Annotated in this window: 13 protein-coding genes and 2 pseudogenes; 3 read left to right on the plus strand and 12 right to left on the minus strand. The window is 65.2% G+C overall.

From position 1 onward, the window contains the following. Window positions 1-124: 124 nt before the first annotated feature. Window positions 125-1,678 (plus strand): acetolactate synthase large subunit, encoded by a 1,554-nt coding sequence (locus Q8M82_RS00165; protein WP_305689394.1) that lies wholly within the window; start codon window positions 125-127, stop codon window positions 1,676-1,678. Window positions 1,679-1,838: 160 nt separating this feature from the next. On the opposite strand, the gene Q8M82_RS00170 is transcribed toward Q8M82_RS00165, so the two are convergent. From Q8M82_RS00170 to Q8M82_RS00210, 9 genes are all read right to left on the minus strand, one after another. After that, complete coding sequence (locus tag Q8M82_RS00170; RefSeq protein ID WP_305689378.1) at window positions 1,839-2,882, minus strand: histone deacetylase family protein; 1,044 nt, start codon at window positions 2,880-2,882, stop codon at window positions 1,839-1,841. Between the two features lie 74 nt (window positions 2,883-2,956). Then, complete coding sequence (locus Q8M82_RS00175) at window positions 2,957-5,272, minus strand: putative bifunctional diguanylate cyclase/phosphodiesterase (protein WP_305689379.1); 2,316 nt, start codon at window positions 5,270-5,272, stop codon at window positions 2,957-2,959. 75 nt (window positions 5,273-5,347) lie between these two features. Then, window positions 5,348-5,926, minus strand: a complete 579-nt coding sequence (locus tag Q8M82_RS00180) for a TetR/AcrR family transcriptional regulator (protein WP_305689380.1) — start codon at window positions 5,924-5,926, stop codon at window positions 5,348-5,350. A gap of 20 nt (window positions 5,927-5,946) precedes the next feature. Next, entirely contained in the window at window positions 5,947-7,128 is a 1,182-nt protein-coding gene (locus Q8M82_RS00185; protein WP_305689381.1) for an acyl-CoA dehydrogenase family protein, read from the minus strand. 105 nt (window positions 7,129-7,233) lie between these two features. Next, window positions 7,234-8,670 carry an amidohydrolase family protein gene (locus Q8M82_RS00190; protein WP_305689382.1) on the minus strand — a complete coding sequence of 479 codons (1,437 nt, stop codon included), beginning with the start codon at window positions 8,668-8,670 and terminating at the stop codon, window positions 7,234-7,236. Window positions 8,671-8,782: 112 nt separating this feature from the next. Further along, on the minus strand, window positions 8,783-10,372 hold the full coding sequence (locus tag Q8M82_RS00195) for an ABC transporter substrate-binding protein (protein ID WP_305689383.1): 1,590 nt from the start codon (window positions 10,370-10,372) through the stop codon (window positions 8,783-8,785). Between the two features lie 202 nt (window positions 10,373-10,574). Next, window positions 10,575-11,462: an ABC transporter permease gene (locus Q8M82_RS00200; RefSeq protein WP_305689384.1), complete on the minus strand. Its 888-nt coding sequence runs from the start codon at window positions 11,460-11,462 to the stop codon at window positions 10,575-10,577. Continuing rightward, window positions 11,455-12,399, minus strand: a complete 945-nt coding sequence (locus Q8M82_RS00205; protein ID WP_305689385.1) for an ABC transporter permease — start codon at window positions 12,397-12,399, stop codon at window positions 11,455-11,457. Before Q8M82_RS00205 ends, Q8M82_RS00200 begins: the two co-directional genes overlap by 8 nt. Window positions 12,400-12,592: 193 nt before the next feature. Then, window positions 12,593-14,218 carry an amidohydrolase gene (locus Q8M82_RS00210; RefSeq protein ID WP_305689386.1) on the minus strand — a complete coding sequence of 542 codons (1,626 nt, stop codon included), beginning with the start codon at window positions 14,216-14,218 and terminating at the stop codon, window positions 12,593-12,595. 571 nt (window positions 14,219-14,789) lie between these two features. Between Q8M82_RS00210 and Q8M82_RS00215 the strand changes: the two genes are divergently transcribed. Continuing rightward, window positions 14,790-15,236, plus strand: a complete 447-nt coding sequence (locus tag Q8M82_RS00215) for a BLUF domain-containing protein (protein ID WP_305689387.1) — start codon at window positions 14,790-14,792, stop codon at window positions 15,234-15,236. Between the two features lie 124 nt (window positions 15,237-15,360). Here the strand turns inward: Q8M82_RS00215 and Q8M82_RS00220 are convergent. Both Q8M82_RS00220 and Q8M82_RS23390 read right to left on the minus strand, forming a co-directional pair. Continuing rightward, window positions 15,361-16,161 (minus strand): annotated as a pseudogene (locus Q8M82_RS00220) (IS3 family transposase); the annotation flags it as partial. Beyond that, window positions 16,128-16,277: pseudogene (locus Q8M82_RS23390) on the minus strand (Nramp family divalent metal transporter); the annotation flags it as partial. The pseudogenes Q8M82_RS23390 and Q8M82_RS00220, both read right to left, overlap by 34 nt. A gap of 308 nt (window positions 16,278-16,585) precedes the next feature. Between Q8M82_RS23390 and Q8M82_RS00230 the strand changes: the two are divergent. Next, window positions 16,586-17,260: a response regulator gene (locus tag Q8M82_RS00230; RefSeq protein WP_305689388.1), complete on the plus strand. Its 675-nt coding sequence runs from the start codon at window positions 16,586-16,588 to the stop codon at window positions 17,258-17,260. On the opposite strand, the gene Q8M82_RS00235 is transcribed toward Q8M82_RS00230, so the two are convergent. Continuing rightward, the gene (locus tag Q8M82_RS00235) at window positions 17,214-18,716 is read right to left on the minus strand and encodes a sensor histidine kinase (protein ID WP_305689389.1); all 1,503 of its coding nucleotides are present in this window, start codon (window positions 18,714-18,716) and stop codon (window positions 17,214-17,216) included. The two genes, Q8M82_RS00230 and Q8M82_RS00235, sit on opposite strands and share 47 nt — an antisense overlap. Between the last annotated feature and the right edge of the window lie 151 nt (window positions 18,717-18,867).

Below are 18,867 nucleotides of genomic sequence, written 5' to 3' on the forward strand. Positions count from 1 at the left end.
CGGAGGCGCGGCCGGTGGCGGCGCTGCCGGTGGGCTGAGCTTGCCTTGGCGTCGCGCCTCGCGCAGTCTCCGGCCGAATCCGAGGCGGCCAGCAAGGGAACGGTCCATGAGCGAAAATCAACCGATGAACGGCGCGGAATCGCTGGTCCATACGCTGCTGGCCAGCGGGGTGGACACCTGCTTTGCCAATCCGGGCACGTCGGAGATGCATTTTGTCGCGGCGCTGGACCGGGTGCCGGGCATGCGCTGCGTGCTGGGGCTGTTCGAGGGCGTGGTGACCGGGGCGGCCGATGGCTACGCGAGAATTGCGGGCAAGCCGGCGGCGACGCTGCTGCATTGCGGGCCGGGCATGGCCAATGCTCTGGCGAACATGCACAACGCCCGGCGCGCCTGGACACCGATGCTCAACGTCGTGGGCGACCATGCGACCTACCACCTGGTCAACGACGCTCCGCTGACCAGCGACATCGAGAGCCTGGCGCGGCCGATGTCGCATTACGTGCACCGGATCGCGACACCGGAAGATGTCGGGCCCGCCATCGGCGAGGCCTATGCGGCGGCGATGTCGCTGCCGGGCGTGGCGACCGTGATCCTGCCCGGCGATTGCGCCTGGGGCTCCGTTGAGCCGGCGGACGTGAAGGCGACGCCGGTGCCGGCTTTCCGCACGATCGCGATCGAGACCATCCGCGACGTCGCGGCGGCGCTGCGCAAACACGGTTCGCGCGCCGCGCTGATGATGACGGGCGCGTCGCTGCGTGCCGGGGCGCTTGAGACCGCCGCGCGCATCTGCGCGGCGACCGGCTGCAAGATGTACGGGCAGATGTCGAACGGGCGCATCGAGCGTGGCGCCGGGCGCGTCGCGATCCCCAAGGTATTCTACCCCGTCGACATGGCTCTGGAGCAGTTGAAGGACGTCGACCTGCTGGTGCTGGTCGGCGCGCAGATCCCGGTCGGCTTCTTCGCTTATCCCGGAAAGCCCGGCCGCCTGATCCATGACGGCTGCACGGTGACCACGCTCGGCAAGATGGGCGACGACCTCGTCGGCGCGCTCGAGGCGCTGGCGGAGGAGACCGGCGCCACCAAGGTCGAGCCCGCCTTCATTGCCAAGGCGCAGACCGAGACGGCGCTGCCGACAGGCACGCTCGACGCCGACAAGGTCTGCACCATCGTGGCGCGGCTGCTGCCCGAAAACGCGATCATCTGCGACGAGTCGGTCTCGTCGGGCCGGGTTTTCTACCAGCAGTGCCACAACGCCCCGCAGCACGATTATCTGCAGCTGACCGGGGGCGCGATCGGCGAGGGCATCCCGATGTGCGTCGGCGCCGCCGTCGCCTGCCCCGATCGCAAGGTCATCGGCATGCAGGCCGACGGCTCGGGCATGTACACGGTCCAGGGCCTGTGGACGCAGGCGCGCGAGAACCTCGACATCGTCACCGTGATCTTCGCCAACCGGACCTATGCGATCCTGCATGGCGAGATGCGCGCCGTCGGCGTCAATGATTTCGGCCGCAACGCCACGCTGATGCTCAACCTCGACGAGCCCGCGCTGGACTGGGTCGCGATGGCGCGCGGCATGGGCGTGGAAGCGGCACGAGCCACGACCGCCGAAGAGTTCGCCAAACTGTTCAAGGGCGCACTCGGCCGGAAGGGCCCGTTCCTGATCGAGGCGGTGATCTGAGCTTTTCCTTCTCCCCTCGGGGGAGAAGGTGGCACGGCGAAGCCGTGACGGATGAGGGCCAAACCTCCGTCCGCAAACAAGAAAGGGCCGCTTGCGCGACCCTTCCCTCATCCGTCTGCTGCGCAGACACCTTCTCCCCCGAGGGGAGAAGGAAGCGCGCTTACTTGAACCCACCCAGGAACGCGTCGAGGCAGTCGCCGATCGCCTCGATCGCGTAGCCGCCCTCCTGGACCACCAGCGTCGGCAGGCCGAAGCCTTTCACCTTGCTGGCGATGGTGCCGAAATCGGCCGCGTCGAGCTTGAGGACGCCGATGGGATCGTCCTTATGGGCGTCGTAGCCGAGCGCGACGATGACGACATCGGCGCCGAAGGCCTTGATCGCCTCGCCGGCCTTGTCGACGGCGGCGGCCATCGCGGCGCCGCCGGATCCATGTGGAAGCGGCAGGTTGAGGTTGAAGCCCTCGCCCGGCCCGTTGCCGCGCTCGTCCTCATAGCCCGTGTAGAAGGGGTAGTAGTTCGAGGGGTCGGCGTGGACCGAGATCGTCAGCACGTCATCGCGGCGATAGAATATCTGCTGCGTGCCGTCGCCGTGATGGGCGTCGACGTCGAGGATCGCGACCTTCTTGAATGTCGAGCGCAGGCGCTGGGCCGCGATGGCAGTGTTGTTGAGATAACAGAAGCCGCTGGCGCGGTCGGCGCGGGCGTGGTGGCCCGAGGGGCGGCAAAGCGAGTAGACGGCGCGCTCACCGGCGATGACCGCATCGGCCGCCGTCACCGCCGTCTCTGCCGACAGCAGGGTCGAGCGCCAGCAATGCTCGCCGATCGGCACCGACATGTCGCCGAGATACCAGCCGAGCTGGCCGATGAAGCCGGTAGGCCGGCAGGGCGGGCGGACGGCTTCCTCCGGGCGTCCGCTCCAATAGGGGAAGGTGCTCGGCCAGACTTCGGGGCCGCGCTCGGCCGGCAGATCCTGCCAGCGCTCCCAGGCTGTCTCGAGGAAGTGCACGAAGCCGGCGTCATGGATAGCCAACACCGGGCCTTTGCCATGGGCGGCCGGCCGCTCGGGCGCGATGCCGTGCCGCTCCAGAGCCGCCAGCAGCCGCGCCGTGCGCTCGGGCAGATCCTTGGGCGCGACGACGGCACCAAATCGCAGATACTGCTGGGGATCGTGCATCGACTGGTCGGGATGATAGAAGGCGCGCATGGATCGAGAGGTCTCCGGGAACGGGCCGGTGGCGGCCCGAATGCTGGGAGGCTAGCAAAGCCCGCACCGTGGCGTCACGCGGGGACGACGCCACCCTGCCCTGCGTCGAGGTGGGGCCGCAGATCCCCGCGGGCAAGCAGGCCTGGCACCTCTCCGGCTGCCACGGCCGGCGCATAGAGATAGCCCTGGCCATAGCGGCAGCCATGGGTGTGCAGGAAATCCTGCTGTGACGCGGCCTCGATGCCTTCGGCGACGACATCGAGCCCCAATTCGGCCGTCAGCGCCACGACGGCTCGCACAATCGCCGCATCCTCCCCCTGCTCGCCGATTCGGGCGACGAAGGAGCGGTCGATCTTGACGATATCGACGGGGAAACGCCGCAAATGGGTGAGCGATGCGTATCCGGTGCCGAAATCGTCGAGCGCAACACTGATTCCCGCTGCGCGCAACCGGTGCAGCGCCGGCCCGGCCTGATCGCCCTTGCGGGTCAGCAGCACGTTCTCCGTAACCTCGACACCGAATTGCTCCGCCGAGAGACCTGCGCTGCGCAAAAGGTCGAGCAGGCTTTCGGCGAATTGGGGATCACGGAACACGCCGGGCGCGAGGTTGAGCCAAAGCCGCGGCACGGCGAGGCCCTGGTCGCGCCAGCGGCTCCGGTCCGCGAGGACGCGCGCCAGCACCGCTTCGCCGATCTGGCGCGCCGTCTCGGGGTCCTGCAATGCCAGCAGAAAGGAGCCCGCGGGCACGATGCCGCGCTCGGGATGATCCCAGCGCGCCAATACCTCGAGGCCGTCGACCGCACCGCTGCGCAGATCGATCTGCGGCTGGTAGAAAGGTACGATCCGCCCCTGCGCCACCGCCTCGCAGATCGCGCTGCAGATCTCGACGCGTGCGTTCATCGCCTCACGCATCGCCGGCTCATAGACGACCGCCATGTTCCGGCCGAGCGCCTTGGCCCGATACAGTGCGAGATCGGCATCCTTGAGCAACTCGCCTGCCTCTTCATGGTGCTGCGGCGCAAGGGCGAAGCCGATGCTGGCCCGCATCGGGCCAGCGATCTCCACGCCCGGCAAGGGCTGACGCACGGCCTGGAGGAGCCGCTGTGCCTTGGCGGCGGCATCGAGGCCGTCGGGCAGTTCGGCGATGACCACGAATTCGTCGCCGCCCAGCCGCGCCACCACCTCGCCGGGCTGGAGAACAGCGCGCAACCGGTCACCGACAGCAACCAGCAACTGATCGCCGACATCATGCCCGAGCGTATCGTTGACCGCCTTGAAATCGTCGAGATCGATCAGGAACAGGGCGACCACGCCGGGCCTGCCACGGCCGAGCATCTCGGCCAATCGCTCCTGGAACAACAATCGGTTCGGCAGACCCGTGAGCGCATCATGCGTCGCCTGCCAGCGCATCTGCGCGGCGGCGACATTTCTCTCGGTGACGTCCACGATCCCCGCCACAAAGGCCTGGATCGACCCGCTCGGAACGGTGGCCGCGGTGATCACGGCCTCCCGCATCCGGCCCTGTCCATCCCGGAGAGGCACTTCGAGCGCTTCGATGCGCCCGCGGTTACGCAGCGCCGCGATCGCGCGGCGCCGGTCCTCACTCCCGATGCTGTCGGCGATCGTGCTGCCGGCCAGCCCAGTCTCGCCGGGCGCCGCCAGATATCGCACCGCCGCCTCGTTGGCACGGAGATAGCTGCCGTCGGCGATGGACGTGACGACGAGCGGGATGGGAACCGCCATGAAAACACGCTCCAGCAGGGCCTGGCTCGCTTCCAGCGCCTCGCGTGCCGTCCGCTCCGACCGGGTCGCCAGCCATTCGAGGCGGCGCAGACGGTTGGCGTGAATGACGACGAGGCTGAGCGCGAAGTTCAGCATGACCAGCACGAGGACGAGGCCGAGCAGCGTCGAGGGATAAGGGCCGCGGCCGAGATAGCCGGCCAGCATCAGCACGCTGGCTCCCACGCCCATCGAAAGGGTGAAACGGAAGGGCGTCGGAGCGACCAGATAGAAGATCGAGGGCAGCAGCAGCACCACGAAGAGCGCCAGTTCGCTGCGAGTACTGACCAGGAAGGCGACCCCCACGGCCGTCGTCACCTCCCAGAGCAGCGTCGCCGCCAGGGCGCGGCCGACACTGTTCGCACGCCGGACCAGCAGGAAGCAGAGCAACGAAAAGGCGACGACGGAAAGCCGGGCCGGCACAGCGACGAAGAAATGAGGGGTTCCGGCAAAGCGCCAGTCACTCAGCAGAAAAAGCGTGTTGAGCGCCGCGGAAAGCAGGAACAGCAGCCGGCACTGCCTGAGCGTCTCCTCGAGACGCTCAGCCGCGAAAGCGTGCTCCATGGCGGCGTCGCGAAACTCGCCGCCGAACTTCAGTCTATCCCCAACCATGCTCGGCTTGTCGGCGATCACACCTCAAAAGCGAGTTAAATTGACGCATCGCTTCCGATGCGACCGCGATTTGCCTCAATCCGCGAGCACGATATCGGAGAATTCACGAGCGATCGCCGCAATGGCGAACCGCTCGGGCCGAAACCAGTCGATCGAACCGTTCAGAGCGCCCAACAGCCAATAGCGCATCAGGTCTGGCGAGCGCGCCGGCTTCAAGGCTCCGGCGGCCTGCAACTCCGCGATGAGATTGCGCCAGACATCCTCATAGGCCCGCCTCGCCGCCCGCACGCTCTCGGGCACCGGCGTCGCGCCGAAGGTGAAGACCCGGAAGCTCGCGGTGGTATAGTCGCGCTGGCCATGGAGGGCGGTCAGATGGGCGGTAATCGCCGCCTTGAGTCTTTGCCGCGGTGACGCGCCGTCCATCCCCGCCAGCGCAGCGACGACGGCATCCTGCACGAAGCGGACGCCGTCATTGACCACCGCCTCGACGATCTCCTCTTTCGAAGCGAAGTGGTGATAGAGGCTCGCCTTGCGGATGCCGACCGCCTCGGCGATCTCGCGCAGCGTGGTCTGGTGATAGCCGCCCGCGCGCAGCAGCCGCGCCGCCGTGTCGAGGATCAGGCGGCGCGATCCGCCAGGGGCGACGTCCCGCACAAGGGTGTCTGAGGCCGCGCTCACAGCCGCTTGGCGACCTCTTCGAGCATCACTTCGGTGGCGCCGCCGCCGATGGCCTGGACGCGGGCGTCGCGTGTCATGCGCTCGATCGTGCTCTCGCGCATATAGCCCATGCCGCCATGAAACTGCAGGCAGGCATACATCACCTCATTCACCAACTCGCCGCAGTAGGCCTTGACCATCGAGACCTCGCGGGTCGCATCGACGCCCTGCGCGTCGAGCCAGGCGGCGTGATAGACGAGTTGCCGTCCGGCCTCGACTTTCGCGGCAAGCATGGCGAGCTTCTGGCGGATCGCCTGCTTGTCCCAGAGCGGCGCGCCGAAGGCCCTGCGTGTCTTCACATAGTCCAGAGTCAGTTCGATCGCGGCCTGCGCCTCGCCCATCGCCATGGCGCCGATGACGGTGCGCTCGTTCTGAAAATTGCTCATGATGGCGTAGAAGCCGCGGCCTTCCTGCCCGAGCAGGTTCTCGGCCGGGATACGGCAATCCTCGAAGACGAGTTCGGCGGTGTCCGAGGAGCGCCAGCCATGCTTGTCGAGCTCGCGGGCGATGCGGAAGCCCGGCGTCCCCTTTTCGACCAGAAAGATCGAGACCGACTGCGACGGCTTGGCCGAGAGATCGGTCTTGGCGGCGACGCAGTAGAGATCGGCATGGACGCCGTTGGTGATGTAGACCTTGGCGCCGTTGAGCACATAGCTGTCGCCCTCGCGGCGCGCCGTGGTGCGGATGCCCTTCACGTCGGAACCGGCATCGGGCTCGGTGACCGCGACGGCGACGATCTTCTCGCCGGCGATGATCGCCGGCATCAGCCGGTCGCGCTGGGCCTTGCTGCCGGCGTTGGCGATGTGGACAGAGGCCATGTCGGTATGGACCAGCGCGGTGATCGCGACGCCCGAAAAGGTCGAGCGGCCGAGTTCCTCGGCGAAGACGACGGTGGCCATCGTGTCCATCTCCGAGCCGCCATACTCGGCCGGGTAGCGGATCCCGAGGAACCCGAGCGAGCCCATCTTCCGGAGGACCTCGCGCGGGACGAAGCCCGCCTCCTCCCACTCCTTGGCGTGGGGCTTGATCTCGCTCTCGACGAAGCGGCGGACCTGATCGCGCAGCGCCTCGTGTTCCTCGGCAAAATAGGGCGAGCGCGCCGCCGTCCCCCCGGATCCGATCTTCTCGACTGCAGACATGCCGATCTCCTCCGATGCGCCAGCCTACCGGACGGTAGGTTGGCGACGCCGGGAGATCAAGCGGGCGTTCCGTCGCGGCCGAAGCCGGCGACGACCAGCGCAGCACTACTTTCCGGGCGGGAAGGTCAGCGGCGAGATCTCGAGATGGTCGCGCTTGGCCCAGTCGAGCTCCTTGACCTTGGGCTCGGCGCGACGCTGGGCCTCCTCGAGCTCGGCGGCGGCGGCGGCGTAATCCATCGTCAGCACCTTGCCGTTCTCGACGACCGTGACGCCGTCGACGATGACGGTCGTGACCGCGCGCTCGCCCGCCGCATAGATCAGGCTGCGGATCGGATCGCGCAGCGGGCGCATCATCGGATGGGTGACGTCGACCAGCACGATGTCGGCCTTGGCGCCCTTGGCGAGGCGGCCGATGTCGTCGCGGCCCAGCGCCTTGGCGCTGCCGAGCGTCGCGGCGTTGAAGGCATCCGAGGTACGCAGATCGAAGACATCCTCCGCCATCATGCGCGAGCCGATGCAGACAGCGCGCAGTTCCTCCAGCATGTGGTGGGGATAGGTGTCGGTGCCGATGCCGACATTGACGCCGGCGGCGACATATTGCCCGAAGCTCTGCATCGCGATGCCGCGGCGCTGGAAGACGATGGGGCAATGGGCGACGTTGGTGCCGGTCTCGACGAGGCAGCCGAGATCGTCCGTCGCCGGCCACTTTGCGGAGGAGTGGTGGTCGAGGAAGATGCCGTGGCCGATGATCGAGAATGGTCCCAGCACATCGAGCGATTCCAGCCATTCGACCGGCGTCATGCCGTGGCGGCGGGTGATCTCGTGGAACTCGACGACGCTTTGGGCGGCGTGGATCTGGAAGGGAACCTTGCGCTTCTCGGCCTCGGCATAGCTCGCCTGGATCAGCTCGGGCGTGCAGGTGTCGATCTGCGAGGGCGAGACCATGCCGGAGAGGCGCCCGCTGTCGTCTGCGGCGACCTGGTCGAGCAGCTGCATCGCGGCGGCCATGGCGGCCTCGCCCGCCTTCTCGTCCCATTCGTATTTCGCGAGATGGCCGTTGTCGGTGTACCAGCGGGCCGAGCGGTACATCGGCGAGAAGACGCCGCGCAGGCCCGACGCCTTGAAGGTCTCCAGCCAGCCATCCCAGGCGACGGACATGTCGACCAGCGTGGTGACGCCCGACATCAAGAGCTCGGAATAGGTCACCTGCGCACAGGACTTGATGCCCTGCGCGTCGCAGCGGAACAGCGGCATGAACTCGTAGAGCGCCGTGCCGTACATCTTCGGGCTGCCGAGTTCGTCGTTCCAGCCCTTGGTCATCGCCTCCGAGGAGGGGTGGGAGTGGATGTTGACGAGGCCCGGCATGACCATCCTGCCCCGCCCGTCGATGGTGGTGTCGGCCTGGCCCTTATAGGTCCCACCGACATGGACGATCCGGTCGCCGTCATAGGCGACGTCGCCGTCGCGCAGATAGACATGCCCTTTGGCCTTGGCGTCATAGGCGACGATCCAGGAAGCGTTGCGGATGAGGGTGATGGGCATGGCAGGCTCCGGCGTGGGGCAGAATGAGGGCGTCATGGTCGGCCTTGAGCCGACCATCTCTGGCAGGAGATTCTCGGGTCTGCGCTTCGCTTCGCCCGAGAATGACGAGAGATCAGCGCACGAACTTCAGGTCCAGCCCCTTATACAACCCACAGCCATAGATGTTGTGGGCCTTGAAGGGGGCGAGCCGCGCCGAGGCGGCGATCTTCATCGGCTCGTGATAGAGCGGCAGCCAGACGGCGGCCTCGTGCACCTTCTTCAGCACCTCGCCATAGGCGGCGGCGCGGTCGGCATCGTTCAGCGCCGTCATGCCCTTGCTGAGCAGCGCATCGGTCTCGGCGTCCTTCCAGTTCATCCGGTTGGGCGTGGGCGCATTGGCGGAGGGGAAGTAGAGGTTCAGCGCGTCGCCGGCCGAGATGTAGGGGAAGCTCATCCCGAACATGTCGAACTCCTGCGTGGCCATCTTGCCCCAGGCGATGGTGGCATCGAAGAGCTGGACCTTGAGATCGACGCCGATCTTGCGCAGGTCGCCTTGGATCGCCTCCATCAGCTTCTGCCAGGTCGAGCCCGTGAAGCCGTAGACCACCGGCGAGAGCTTCTTGCCGTCCTTGGCGCGGAAGCCGTCCGCGCCCTTCACCCAGCCGGCCGCGTCGAGGATCTTGTTGGCCTCCTCGACATTGGTCCTGATCGGCGTGACCGCCTTGTTCCAGTCGAGCGCCTCGGTCGAGATGTAGCTGTAGGCCGGCTCGACCTCGCCGAAATAAAGGTTTTCGGCGATCGCCTTCTGGTCGACGGCCATCACCATCGCGCGGCGCACGGCCGGATCGCTGACGCCCTCCTTGTCGATCTTGAAGCCGACGAAATAGGTCCAGAAGGCTTCCTTGGAATCGACCAGCTTGAGGTTCTTGTTGGCGCGGATCTGCGACAGGCCGGAATAGGGCACGTATTGCGTGACCTGGCTCTGGCCGGTCATCACGGCGGCGAGGCGGGTGTTCTCCTCTGGCACGATGCGCCAGACGATCTCCTCGATCTGGGCGGCACCCTTGTTCTCGTAGATCGGCGGGCCCCACTTATAGGCGGCGTGCTTCTTCAGGCGGAATTCGTTTCGCGGCTTCCAGTCGCCCCAGCAATAGGGGCCGGTACCGTTGAAGCCCTTGACGCCGAAATCGGCGCCGAGCGCCTCGACATTGGCCTTGTCGACGATCACGGCGAAGCTCTGGGTGAGCTGGTAGAGCAGTTCCGAGAAGGGCGCGGTCAGCTTGTACTCGACCGTGGTGTCGTCGACGGCGACGATGTCGTCGACCTTGCCGGCGCGCCAGCGCACCGGCGAACGCGTGGCCGGGTCGATCCAGCGCTTCATCGAGTAGACCACGTCCTGCGCGGTCAGCTTCTTGCCGTCGCAGAAGGAAACGTCGTTGCGCAGCTTGAAGGTGTAGGTCTTGCCGTCCGGCGACATCGTCCAGGAGGTGGCGAGGCCGGGCTTGATCGTCGACATGTCGTGGTCGAGCGAAACCAGCGTGTCGGCCATCATGAAGATGACCTCGGAGGCCGCGCGCGCCGTCGAGCGGTGCGGGTCGTAGCGGTCGCTGTCGACCTCGCGCACGATGGTCAGGCTGGCGTTGGAGCCCTGCGCCAGGGCAGGCCCGGCAAGCGCAGCCAGCCCCAGCAGGGCGCCGGTGGCGATGGATGTCAGATGCTTCACGATCGTTCTCCCCTTTTTGTGTCACGTAACGTCAGATTTGGATCGACCTCGCTCCATCCGCGCCGTCATCCCGGACAAGCGGCAAAGCCGCGCCGATCCGGGATCCATTCCGGAACCTCTCCGGCTGGCTTTCCGGAATGGATCCCGGGTCTTCGCTTCGCTGCGCCCGGGATGACAGCGTGAAATGGGGCGCGTGGCTCATTCACTGGTTCCTCATGCGCGGGTCGAGCAGGTCGCGCAGGGCGTCGCCCAGCAGATTGACGCAGAGCACGATGGCGATGATCACCAGGCTCGGCAAAAGCGAGATGTGCGGCGCGAAGAACAGCGCGTCGCGGCCGAGCGAGGCCATCATGCCGAGTTCCGCCTCCGGCGGGCGCACGCCCAGCCCGAGGAAGGAGAGCGCCGCGCCGATCAGGATGATCTGGCCGAAGCGCAGCGTCATGAAGACGAACACCGGCGACAGGCAGTTCAGCGCGAGATAGCGCCAGATCAGGGTGCGGTCGGGCAGGCCCATGGCGCGGCCGGCCTCCATATAATCCTGCCCCATGATGACGATTGCCGCGCTGCGGGTGATGCGGGCGACGTCGGGGATGGTCGCGATCGAGAGCGCGATCACGATCGCCGTCAGGCCGGGGCCGACGACGGCGGCGAGCGCCAGGCCGAGCAGGATCGCCGGGAAGGACAGGAGGATGTCGGCGGCGCGCATGATGTAGGGGTCGAGCCGGCGGTAATAGACGCCGAGCAGGGCGACCAGCGCGCCCAGCCCTCCGCCGATGACGATCGAGGCCAGCCCCATCACCAGCGTCAGCCGCGTGCCGTAAAGCAGGCGCGAGAGCATGTCGCGGCCCTGCCCGTCCGTGCCGAGCCAGTGCTGCGGCAGCGAGCCCTCGCTCCAGCGCGGCGGAATGAAGGGTCGGCGGGTGGTGTTGTAGGGGTCGAAGGGGGCGAGCCAAGGCGCAAACAGCGCCGCCAGCACGATCAAGATCAGGACGACCGCCGCCAGCAAGGCGAGCTTGTCGCGCAGGATGCGACGCCCGAAGGCGGCGAGTGGGCGGCTGGCGACGGGGGCGGTGACGGCGATGTCAGCCATGTTTTTCGACCCGCGGATCGAGCACGGCATAGAGCATGTCGACAATGAGGTTGATCACCAGGAAGGCCAGCGCCAGCACGAGGATGGCGCCCTGTGCGAGGGGGAAGTCGCTCGCGAGGATGGCACCGACAGCGAGCCGGCCGACGCCGGGCCAGGAATAGATCGTCTCGGTGACGACGGCGCCGCCCAGGAGATAGCCGGCCTGCAGGCCGATCAGCGTCACCACCGGGATCAGCGCGTTGCGCAGGACATGGCGCAGCACCACCGCCCGCTCGGACAGGCCCTTGGCGCGGGCGGTGCGGACATGGGCGGCACTCAGCACCTCCAACGCCGCCGTGCGCGTCATCCGCGCGATCGGGCCGATGAAGACGAGGCCGAGCGTCAGCGCCGGCAGCGCGATGGCGGCGAGCCCGTCGAGGCTCCAGAGCGGCCCACCGCGCCCGATGAAGGGCAGCAGGCCCCAATGGTAGCCGATGTACTGCATCAGGATCAGCCCGATGAAGAAGACCGGGGTCGAGACGCCCGCGACCGAGATCGCGATGACGATGCGGTCGAGCAGGCGGCCGCGATAGACCGCCGCGATGGTGCCGAGCGCGATGCCGAGCGGCACTGCCCAGACCAGGCAGGCGAACATCAGTTCGGCGGTCGGGCCGATCGCCTCGCCGAGTTCGGCGACGACGCTGGTGTTGGAGATCAGCGAGACACCGAGATCGCCCTGCAGGACGCGCGCGAGATAGATGCCGAACTGCACGATGACGGGCCGGTCGAGTCCGAGATCCTTGCGGATCTGTTCGACCAACTCGGGACTCGCCATCGGGCCGGCGACGATGGCGGCGGGGTCAGCCGGGACGAGCTGCAGCAGCAGGAAGCCGAAGAGCAGCACGCCGAGCAGCACCGGCACCGACATCGCGACACGCTGGGCGATGTGGTTCAACATGGGCGGCGCCCGCTCATCGCCATGTCTGAGAACCGCGCCGTCATCCCGGACGCAGCGAAGCGGAGATCCGGGATCCATCGTAAGGTGCGACGCTGCCCTATGATGGATCCCGGATCGGCGCGGCCTGCGGCCGCTTGTCCGGGATGACGCAGTGTTTCCAGTGTTCTTCTCCGACAGGGCAACACAGCCACCATCACGCTTCCGCCTCGTACACGACCTTCCCCGCGATGATCGTCATGTCGCAGCGGGTTTCGTGCAAGAGCTGTTCCGGCGTCGCGCTGGAGAGGTCGCGGGAGAAGATCGCGATGTCGGCGGCCATGCCCGGCAGGAGGCGGCCGCGGCTGTCCTCGCAGCGGTTCACATAGGCGCCGAACTCGGTATAGGCGGAGATCACCTCGTCGATCGTCAGCGTCTGGTCCGGCGAGATCACTGTGCCGCGCGCCGTCTTGCGGGTCAGCATGGTGTAGATGTTGGGCCAGATGTTCGCGTCGCAGACTGGCGCATCCGAGGAGGCGGCGGGCTTCAGCCCGGCGGCGATCCAGTCCCGCATCGGGTAGCAGGCCTCGACGCGGTCGGCCTCCAGCACCGAGAGATAGAGATCGCCGAAATCATAGATGAAGACCGGCTGCGGCACCGGCTCGATGCCGAGCCGGACCATGCGGGCGATCTGCTCCTTGGAGTTGAAGCCGCAATGCTCGATGCGGTGGCGGCGATCGGAATCGGGGTGATCGTTCAGCCCGTTCTCCATCGCGTTCAGCGTCTGCTCGATGGCGGCATCGCCGATGGCGTGGACGGCAAGCTGATAGCCCTTGGCGTGGTAGTCACGGGTCAGCGCGTCCATCTCGTCATCGGTGAGGCAGAAGATGCCCTTGGTCTCCGGCTCGCCGAGATAGGGCAGGCTCATCGCCGCCGTCTTGCCGCCGGCCGAACCATCGGTGAAGATCTTGACCGGGCCGATGCTGAGCCAGTCGTCCCCTGCCCCCGTCACCAGCCCGTCGGCGAAGCACTGCTCGACGATGCCGTTATGCCCGCCGAGCAGGCACATATTGGTGCGCACCGGCAGGCGGCCGGTGCGCTGCGCCGTGCGATAGGCGGCGACCTCGCGATAGCGAGAGCGCATGCCCACCGCGGCGTCCATCACCGAGGTGATGCCGAAGGAATTGCAGTAGCGCCCTGCCCGCTCGATCGCTGCGACGAGTTCCTCGTCGGTCGGATCGGGGATGACTTTCTTGACGGCGTCGCGGCCGTTCTCGGCCATCAGCCCGGTGAGCACGCCATTGACCTGCTCGATCGCGCCGCCAGCGGGAACGGGGGTTGTCGCGTCGACGCCGGCGAGTTTCAGCGCCAGCGAATTGGCGACCGAGAGATGGCCGCAGGCGCGCACGATATAGACGGGGTTGTTGGGCGCGGCGCGGTCCAGCTCCGTGCGGTGCGGATGGCGCTTCACGTCGAGTTCGAAATGGTCGTAGCCGCGCGCCAGGATCCATTCGCCGGGCTTCGCCTTGGCCGCCGCCTGCGCGATCATCTCCAGCAGGCCGTCGAGCGTGCGCACGAAGCGCGGCCTGATGTCGAGCTCCTTCATCGTCAGCCCGAGCGGCAGCAGATGCAGATGCGCCTCGTAGAGGCCCGGCGTCGCCATGCGGCCGGCGAGGTCGATCACCTTCGTGCCGGGGCCGATCAACGGCGCCATATCGGCCGGCGTGCCGGTCGCCAGAACCTTGCCCGCCCAGAGCGCGACCGCCGAGGCGTAGCCCTCCTTCAGCCCGAGATAGACCGGACCATTCTGGAGAACGAGATCGGCGTGCGGCAGGCTAGGCATGGAATTAGTTCCTCCGGGAACCAATTCATGGCATCAAAAAAATCCCCGGGCAATCGCGGGGCGCGCAGCAAAATGCGCCAGCGCGGCGATGAAGAGATAGGCAGCATCGCGCGCCCCTGCACGCTGAGCAAGGCTCGTTCCGATGATGCTGCGGGAGATCGGAAGTGATGTGCTTGAGGGAACCGAAGTGTTCGATCAAAACTCTGATAAAGAGATATATATCACAGGATCGTATTCCAAAAGGCCAACGACAAGGCCACCAAAATGTACGGTGACCGGCGGCTTCGAGCGCCGAATAGCTAAAGCCATAGCTACCTGAGGCTTTCATTTGGCCGACGATCACTGCTTTCGCACAGCCCCTTCGTCGGCGTCTCTAGCTCGACAAAACACCACTGCTGCCAAGCCTATCTGCCTGCGTTCAAATCGAGCAAGTCACCAGGTCTCATGCCGGCAATGAGGGCTTGAACTTGATCGAGGGCGACCGAGCAGACATCATGACGGCAGAGCCGTGCAGGAAGCTGTACCGCGAGATGGATACACCTGAAAGGCACGGCTTGCTGGGAGAGCGGTCATGGCTGAGCCACGAATTTTTCAGCTAGCCTACACGTCCTCGTTCAAGGGAAGCCGGGTGACCAGCCCTCATGGTGCCCTTTGCGATATTCTCTCCGCGTCTCGCCGTAACAACGATCGCTCGGGGATCACCGGCTATCTGATTTTCGATGGAACGACATTCGTTCAAATACTGGAGGGCGATCAGTTGGCGGTACTGGCGACATATGTGCGGATTGAAAAGGACCCCAGACACTGCAACGTTACGATGATTGGCTCGCAGGAGGCCGCCGAGCGAAGCTTTAGCGCTTGGGGAATGGACGGCTATCTTTACTCGACTGATCAAGATGATATCGTACGTGATCATGTCTTTACCGGCAAGATGGATTGGAGCGCTATTTCGATTGCGGGTGTCGTGGAATTGGCTCGTGCCCTTCAAAAAGTCGATCGCGCCTACCTCCCCAGCTAAACAGGCGTCGTCGCCATCGTGATTGTTTAAATTCAGGGGCGTCCTCGAAAGATCATCCGCAATCTTTACAGCATGACGCGCCGAGGCTCTAACCGCCGCTGGATGACAGATTAGTGGCAGGTCAGAAGCGCGCCATCGCCTTCTCGGCGGCCTCGATGCAGAAGGCGACGCCCATGGTGATCGAGAGCCGCCAGGCCAGGACCTTGCGGCTGAACCCGTCGACGACGGCGGTGAGGTAGACGAAGCCCTGGGGTGTAGGTGATGTCCATCGCCCAGACCTGATTGGCTCGCGTCACCGGCGGCTTGCGCAGCAGATAGGGGAAGATCTTATGCCCGGGCGTCGGCTTCGATGTATTCGGCCGGCGGTCGAACGCCTCGATCCCCATGCGCTTCATCAGCGTGGCGACGTCGAGACGCCCAGCCCTATGGCCATCGGCATCGAGAAGCCCTTGCAACCTGCGGCTGCCCGCAAAGGGATATTCCAGATGCAGCGCGTCGATCGCGCGCATCAGCGCCAGGTCGGCGGCCGGAACCGCGCGGGGCAGGTCATAGACGCTGCCCCGGCTGATCCCGAGCACCTTCGCCTGCCGGTTCAGTGGCAGATTATGCGCGCGGTCGATCATCGCTTTGCGCTCAGAAGGCCGGCCTTGCCGAGCCCGCCGGACAAAAAATCGTTCTCCAGCGTCAGCTCGCCGATCTTCGCATGCAGGGTCTTCACGTCGATCACGGGCGCGGTAGCTTCCGACTTCGCCTCGGAGCCGAACACGCCGGCAGCCCCTTCAAGAAGCTGGCTGCGCCACTGCGTGATCTGCTTGGCATGGACGTCGAACTGCTGCGCCAGGTCGGCCAGCGTCTTCTCGCCCTTGATCGCCGCCACCGCGACCTGGCTCAGAGGGATTGCACGAAGATCGCCATCATGCTTGATATGACAGCCACCGACAGCAAGACATAGCCGAATTTGGCGCCGCCGCCGAGCGCCGTCGCCCAGTTTCCGGGATCCATATAGCCGACGGCCACCAGATGACCGGGCCCTAGAAAGCGACGAAACGCCTCGTCCATGCTCCCCCGGCCGGGACATGAACAGTACGACATGATTCGGCGAGCGAAGCCTGCTCTTCAGTAGAATCGCGCGACTCGACGAATCCTGGATTTTGACGAGCGGGAGTTTGCATTGGCTGTTGAACACGATCTCTTCGCGGATATCATGTGTCGCTTGGCGAGAGGCCGTCAAATCGACCACAGGACGCTTGGTAAGATTTAGTATTAACCGATCGAGAAATATACTATTTACGTAATGCGAACGATAGGACAATGTCGGCTCAAATTATAAGGGTTTAACGCTGGTTCAGATGAGTACGAGAACCATAGCGATCGTCGATGATCACCCTCTGCTTGCGGAAGGGTTGGCAGCCGTATTGGGGCGCTACGCTCATCTGAGCGTAATCGCGACCGGGAGCAAGGCCGACGACATCCTCGAAATTATAGACGAGCATGCGCCCGATATCGTCTTGCTCGATCTAAATATGCCGGGAGATGCGTTCGCGGTCCTCAACGAAGTGCGTGTCCGCGTCGTACCGACGAAGCTGATCGTCTTTACTGCATCGACCAGCACCGATCATGCCATCAACGCACTCGCCGCGGGCGCTTCAGGTTTTGTGCTGAAAGGCAGTCAAGCCGGCGAGCTCGTCGAGGCGATAGACGCGGTAACTCGTGGCGAAGTCTTCATAACGCCTTCCTTTGCGGCAAAGGTCATTGGCGCTCTGCAGACGAAAGAAGCTGAGAAGCGCGCTGCTGAGCGGCTCAAACTCAGTGTGCGGGAGGAGCAGATCGTCCGACTGCTGCTCGTCGGAAAGCAGAACCGGGAAATTGCCAAGGCGCTGGACCTCAGCGAAAAGACGATCAAGAGCTACATGAGCAATCTCATGGCCAAGCTGAATGCGAGAAACCGGCTGGAAGTCGTCATCGCGGCGCAGAAGTTCATGCCGACGGATCAAGAGCGCCGTCGTGGGCCACAGATGCCGTGAGCGAACGCGCCCGGACGGGTAGCCGCACGCGCAAGACCATTCCGCCCGCGTCCAGACGAGAGATCGACAGAGATCCTCGCAGAGCGTTCACGCGCGTACGCATGCCGCGAAGCCCAAGCCCGTCGCCGACGACGATCGCCGGCCCGGCATGTCCGGTATCCTGAACGAGCAGAAGGAGGTTGCCATCCTCGAACGCAGCCTCGACGTGCTGGCCTATGCCATTCGCGTGCTTGTAGGCGTTCATCAAGCCTTCCTGAATCACGCGAAACGCGCAGATCCGGATTGCCTCCGGCATCTCGGCCGGCAGGTCTGCGAAGTGCCTGCTGACCTTGGTCCCGGTGTTCCGCTCGTGATAGGCGATTGCCGCCTCGATTGTCGCCAGGGGTGACAGATCGCGTATGTCAGGCAGGACGAGTCCGGCCGACAGGTTGCGCAGTTCGCCCAGCGTCTGTTCGATGAGCGGCTGAAATTGCTTTCGCACATCCTCGATGGCGCGATGTTGCGACGGACCGGGCAGGCGCAGCATCATCAGGCTCAACATCTGTATCGGACCATCGTGGAGGTCGGAGCCGATCCGCGACAGATACTCCTCATTGGTGACTGCCGCGCGCACCCGCGCACGGTCGGCGGCATGCCTGAGCGATCTATTGCGGTTCGCAAGCGCGGCGGCGCGGGCGACATTTTGGGAGAGCAGTCCCTGTTGGCTCGCGATCATGCGGCTAGCGCGCCTGATCAGGGCATAGAGCGCGACGCCGACCACGAGGCTCACATTCAGGATCAGAAACCAGAGCGCGTGTTTGAGCTGCTCGATCTCGCGGCTCAGCAAATCGGTCGTATTATAGAATTCGGCGATCCCGATCACGGTCGCGGGCGCCTTTCGGCTGAATATGGGCGAGTAGACCTCGATCATTTTCGGCCGGCCAACCAGTGTACTGGGATGATTTTCGACCAATGCGATGACTTCGCCGCCAAGCAACCGCAGCAGATTCTGCGGAGGGATGCGCTCGTCGGTGACGGGTCCGGCGGTGGAAAAGAGAAGGTCGCCGCTGACGGCCCAAACCTTGATGACCTTGACCTTGCCTCCCAGCGGAGTGCCCGCGATCAGCTTGACGAGATCTGCTCTCGCCTCGTTGGAGAGCGGTTCGCCGGCTTCAAGATCTTTCAAATGCGGGGCCACGACGGCTTCGACATAGGTCGCTGCGACCTCTGCCATGCTTTGCGTCCAGCCGACGCGCACCCTGCGTTCGACCCAATAGCCCAGCACCGCCATTGCCAGCGTCACGACGATCACCGTCACGAGAGTGAAGCGCTGTTCGAGCGTGAACCCTGACCACCAGCGGCCGATGCCCGCGAAACGAGACCAAAGTCGGTAGTGCGCGCCAACCTTCTGATGGGCTGGCGTTCGCTCCTTTGGACTCGCAGTCGCATCGACCTTGCCATCTAGCGGTCGCTTCATCGGGCAAGCATCCTGTCCTTAACAAATCGTTAACGTTCGCGACGTCTTGCCTACAGAAAGATGTCGCGGACACGTTACCGAACGAACTGGGCTGTGAAAAGCCAGTTCAACTAACTCGCGGCTTGGGATCATCAGATTCTGAGAATGGAGC

It is taken from the genome of Allobosea sp., assembly GCF_030694325.1.
Lineage (GTDB): Bacteria > Pseudomonadota > Alphaproteobacteria > Rhizobiales > Beijerinckiaceae > Allobosea.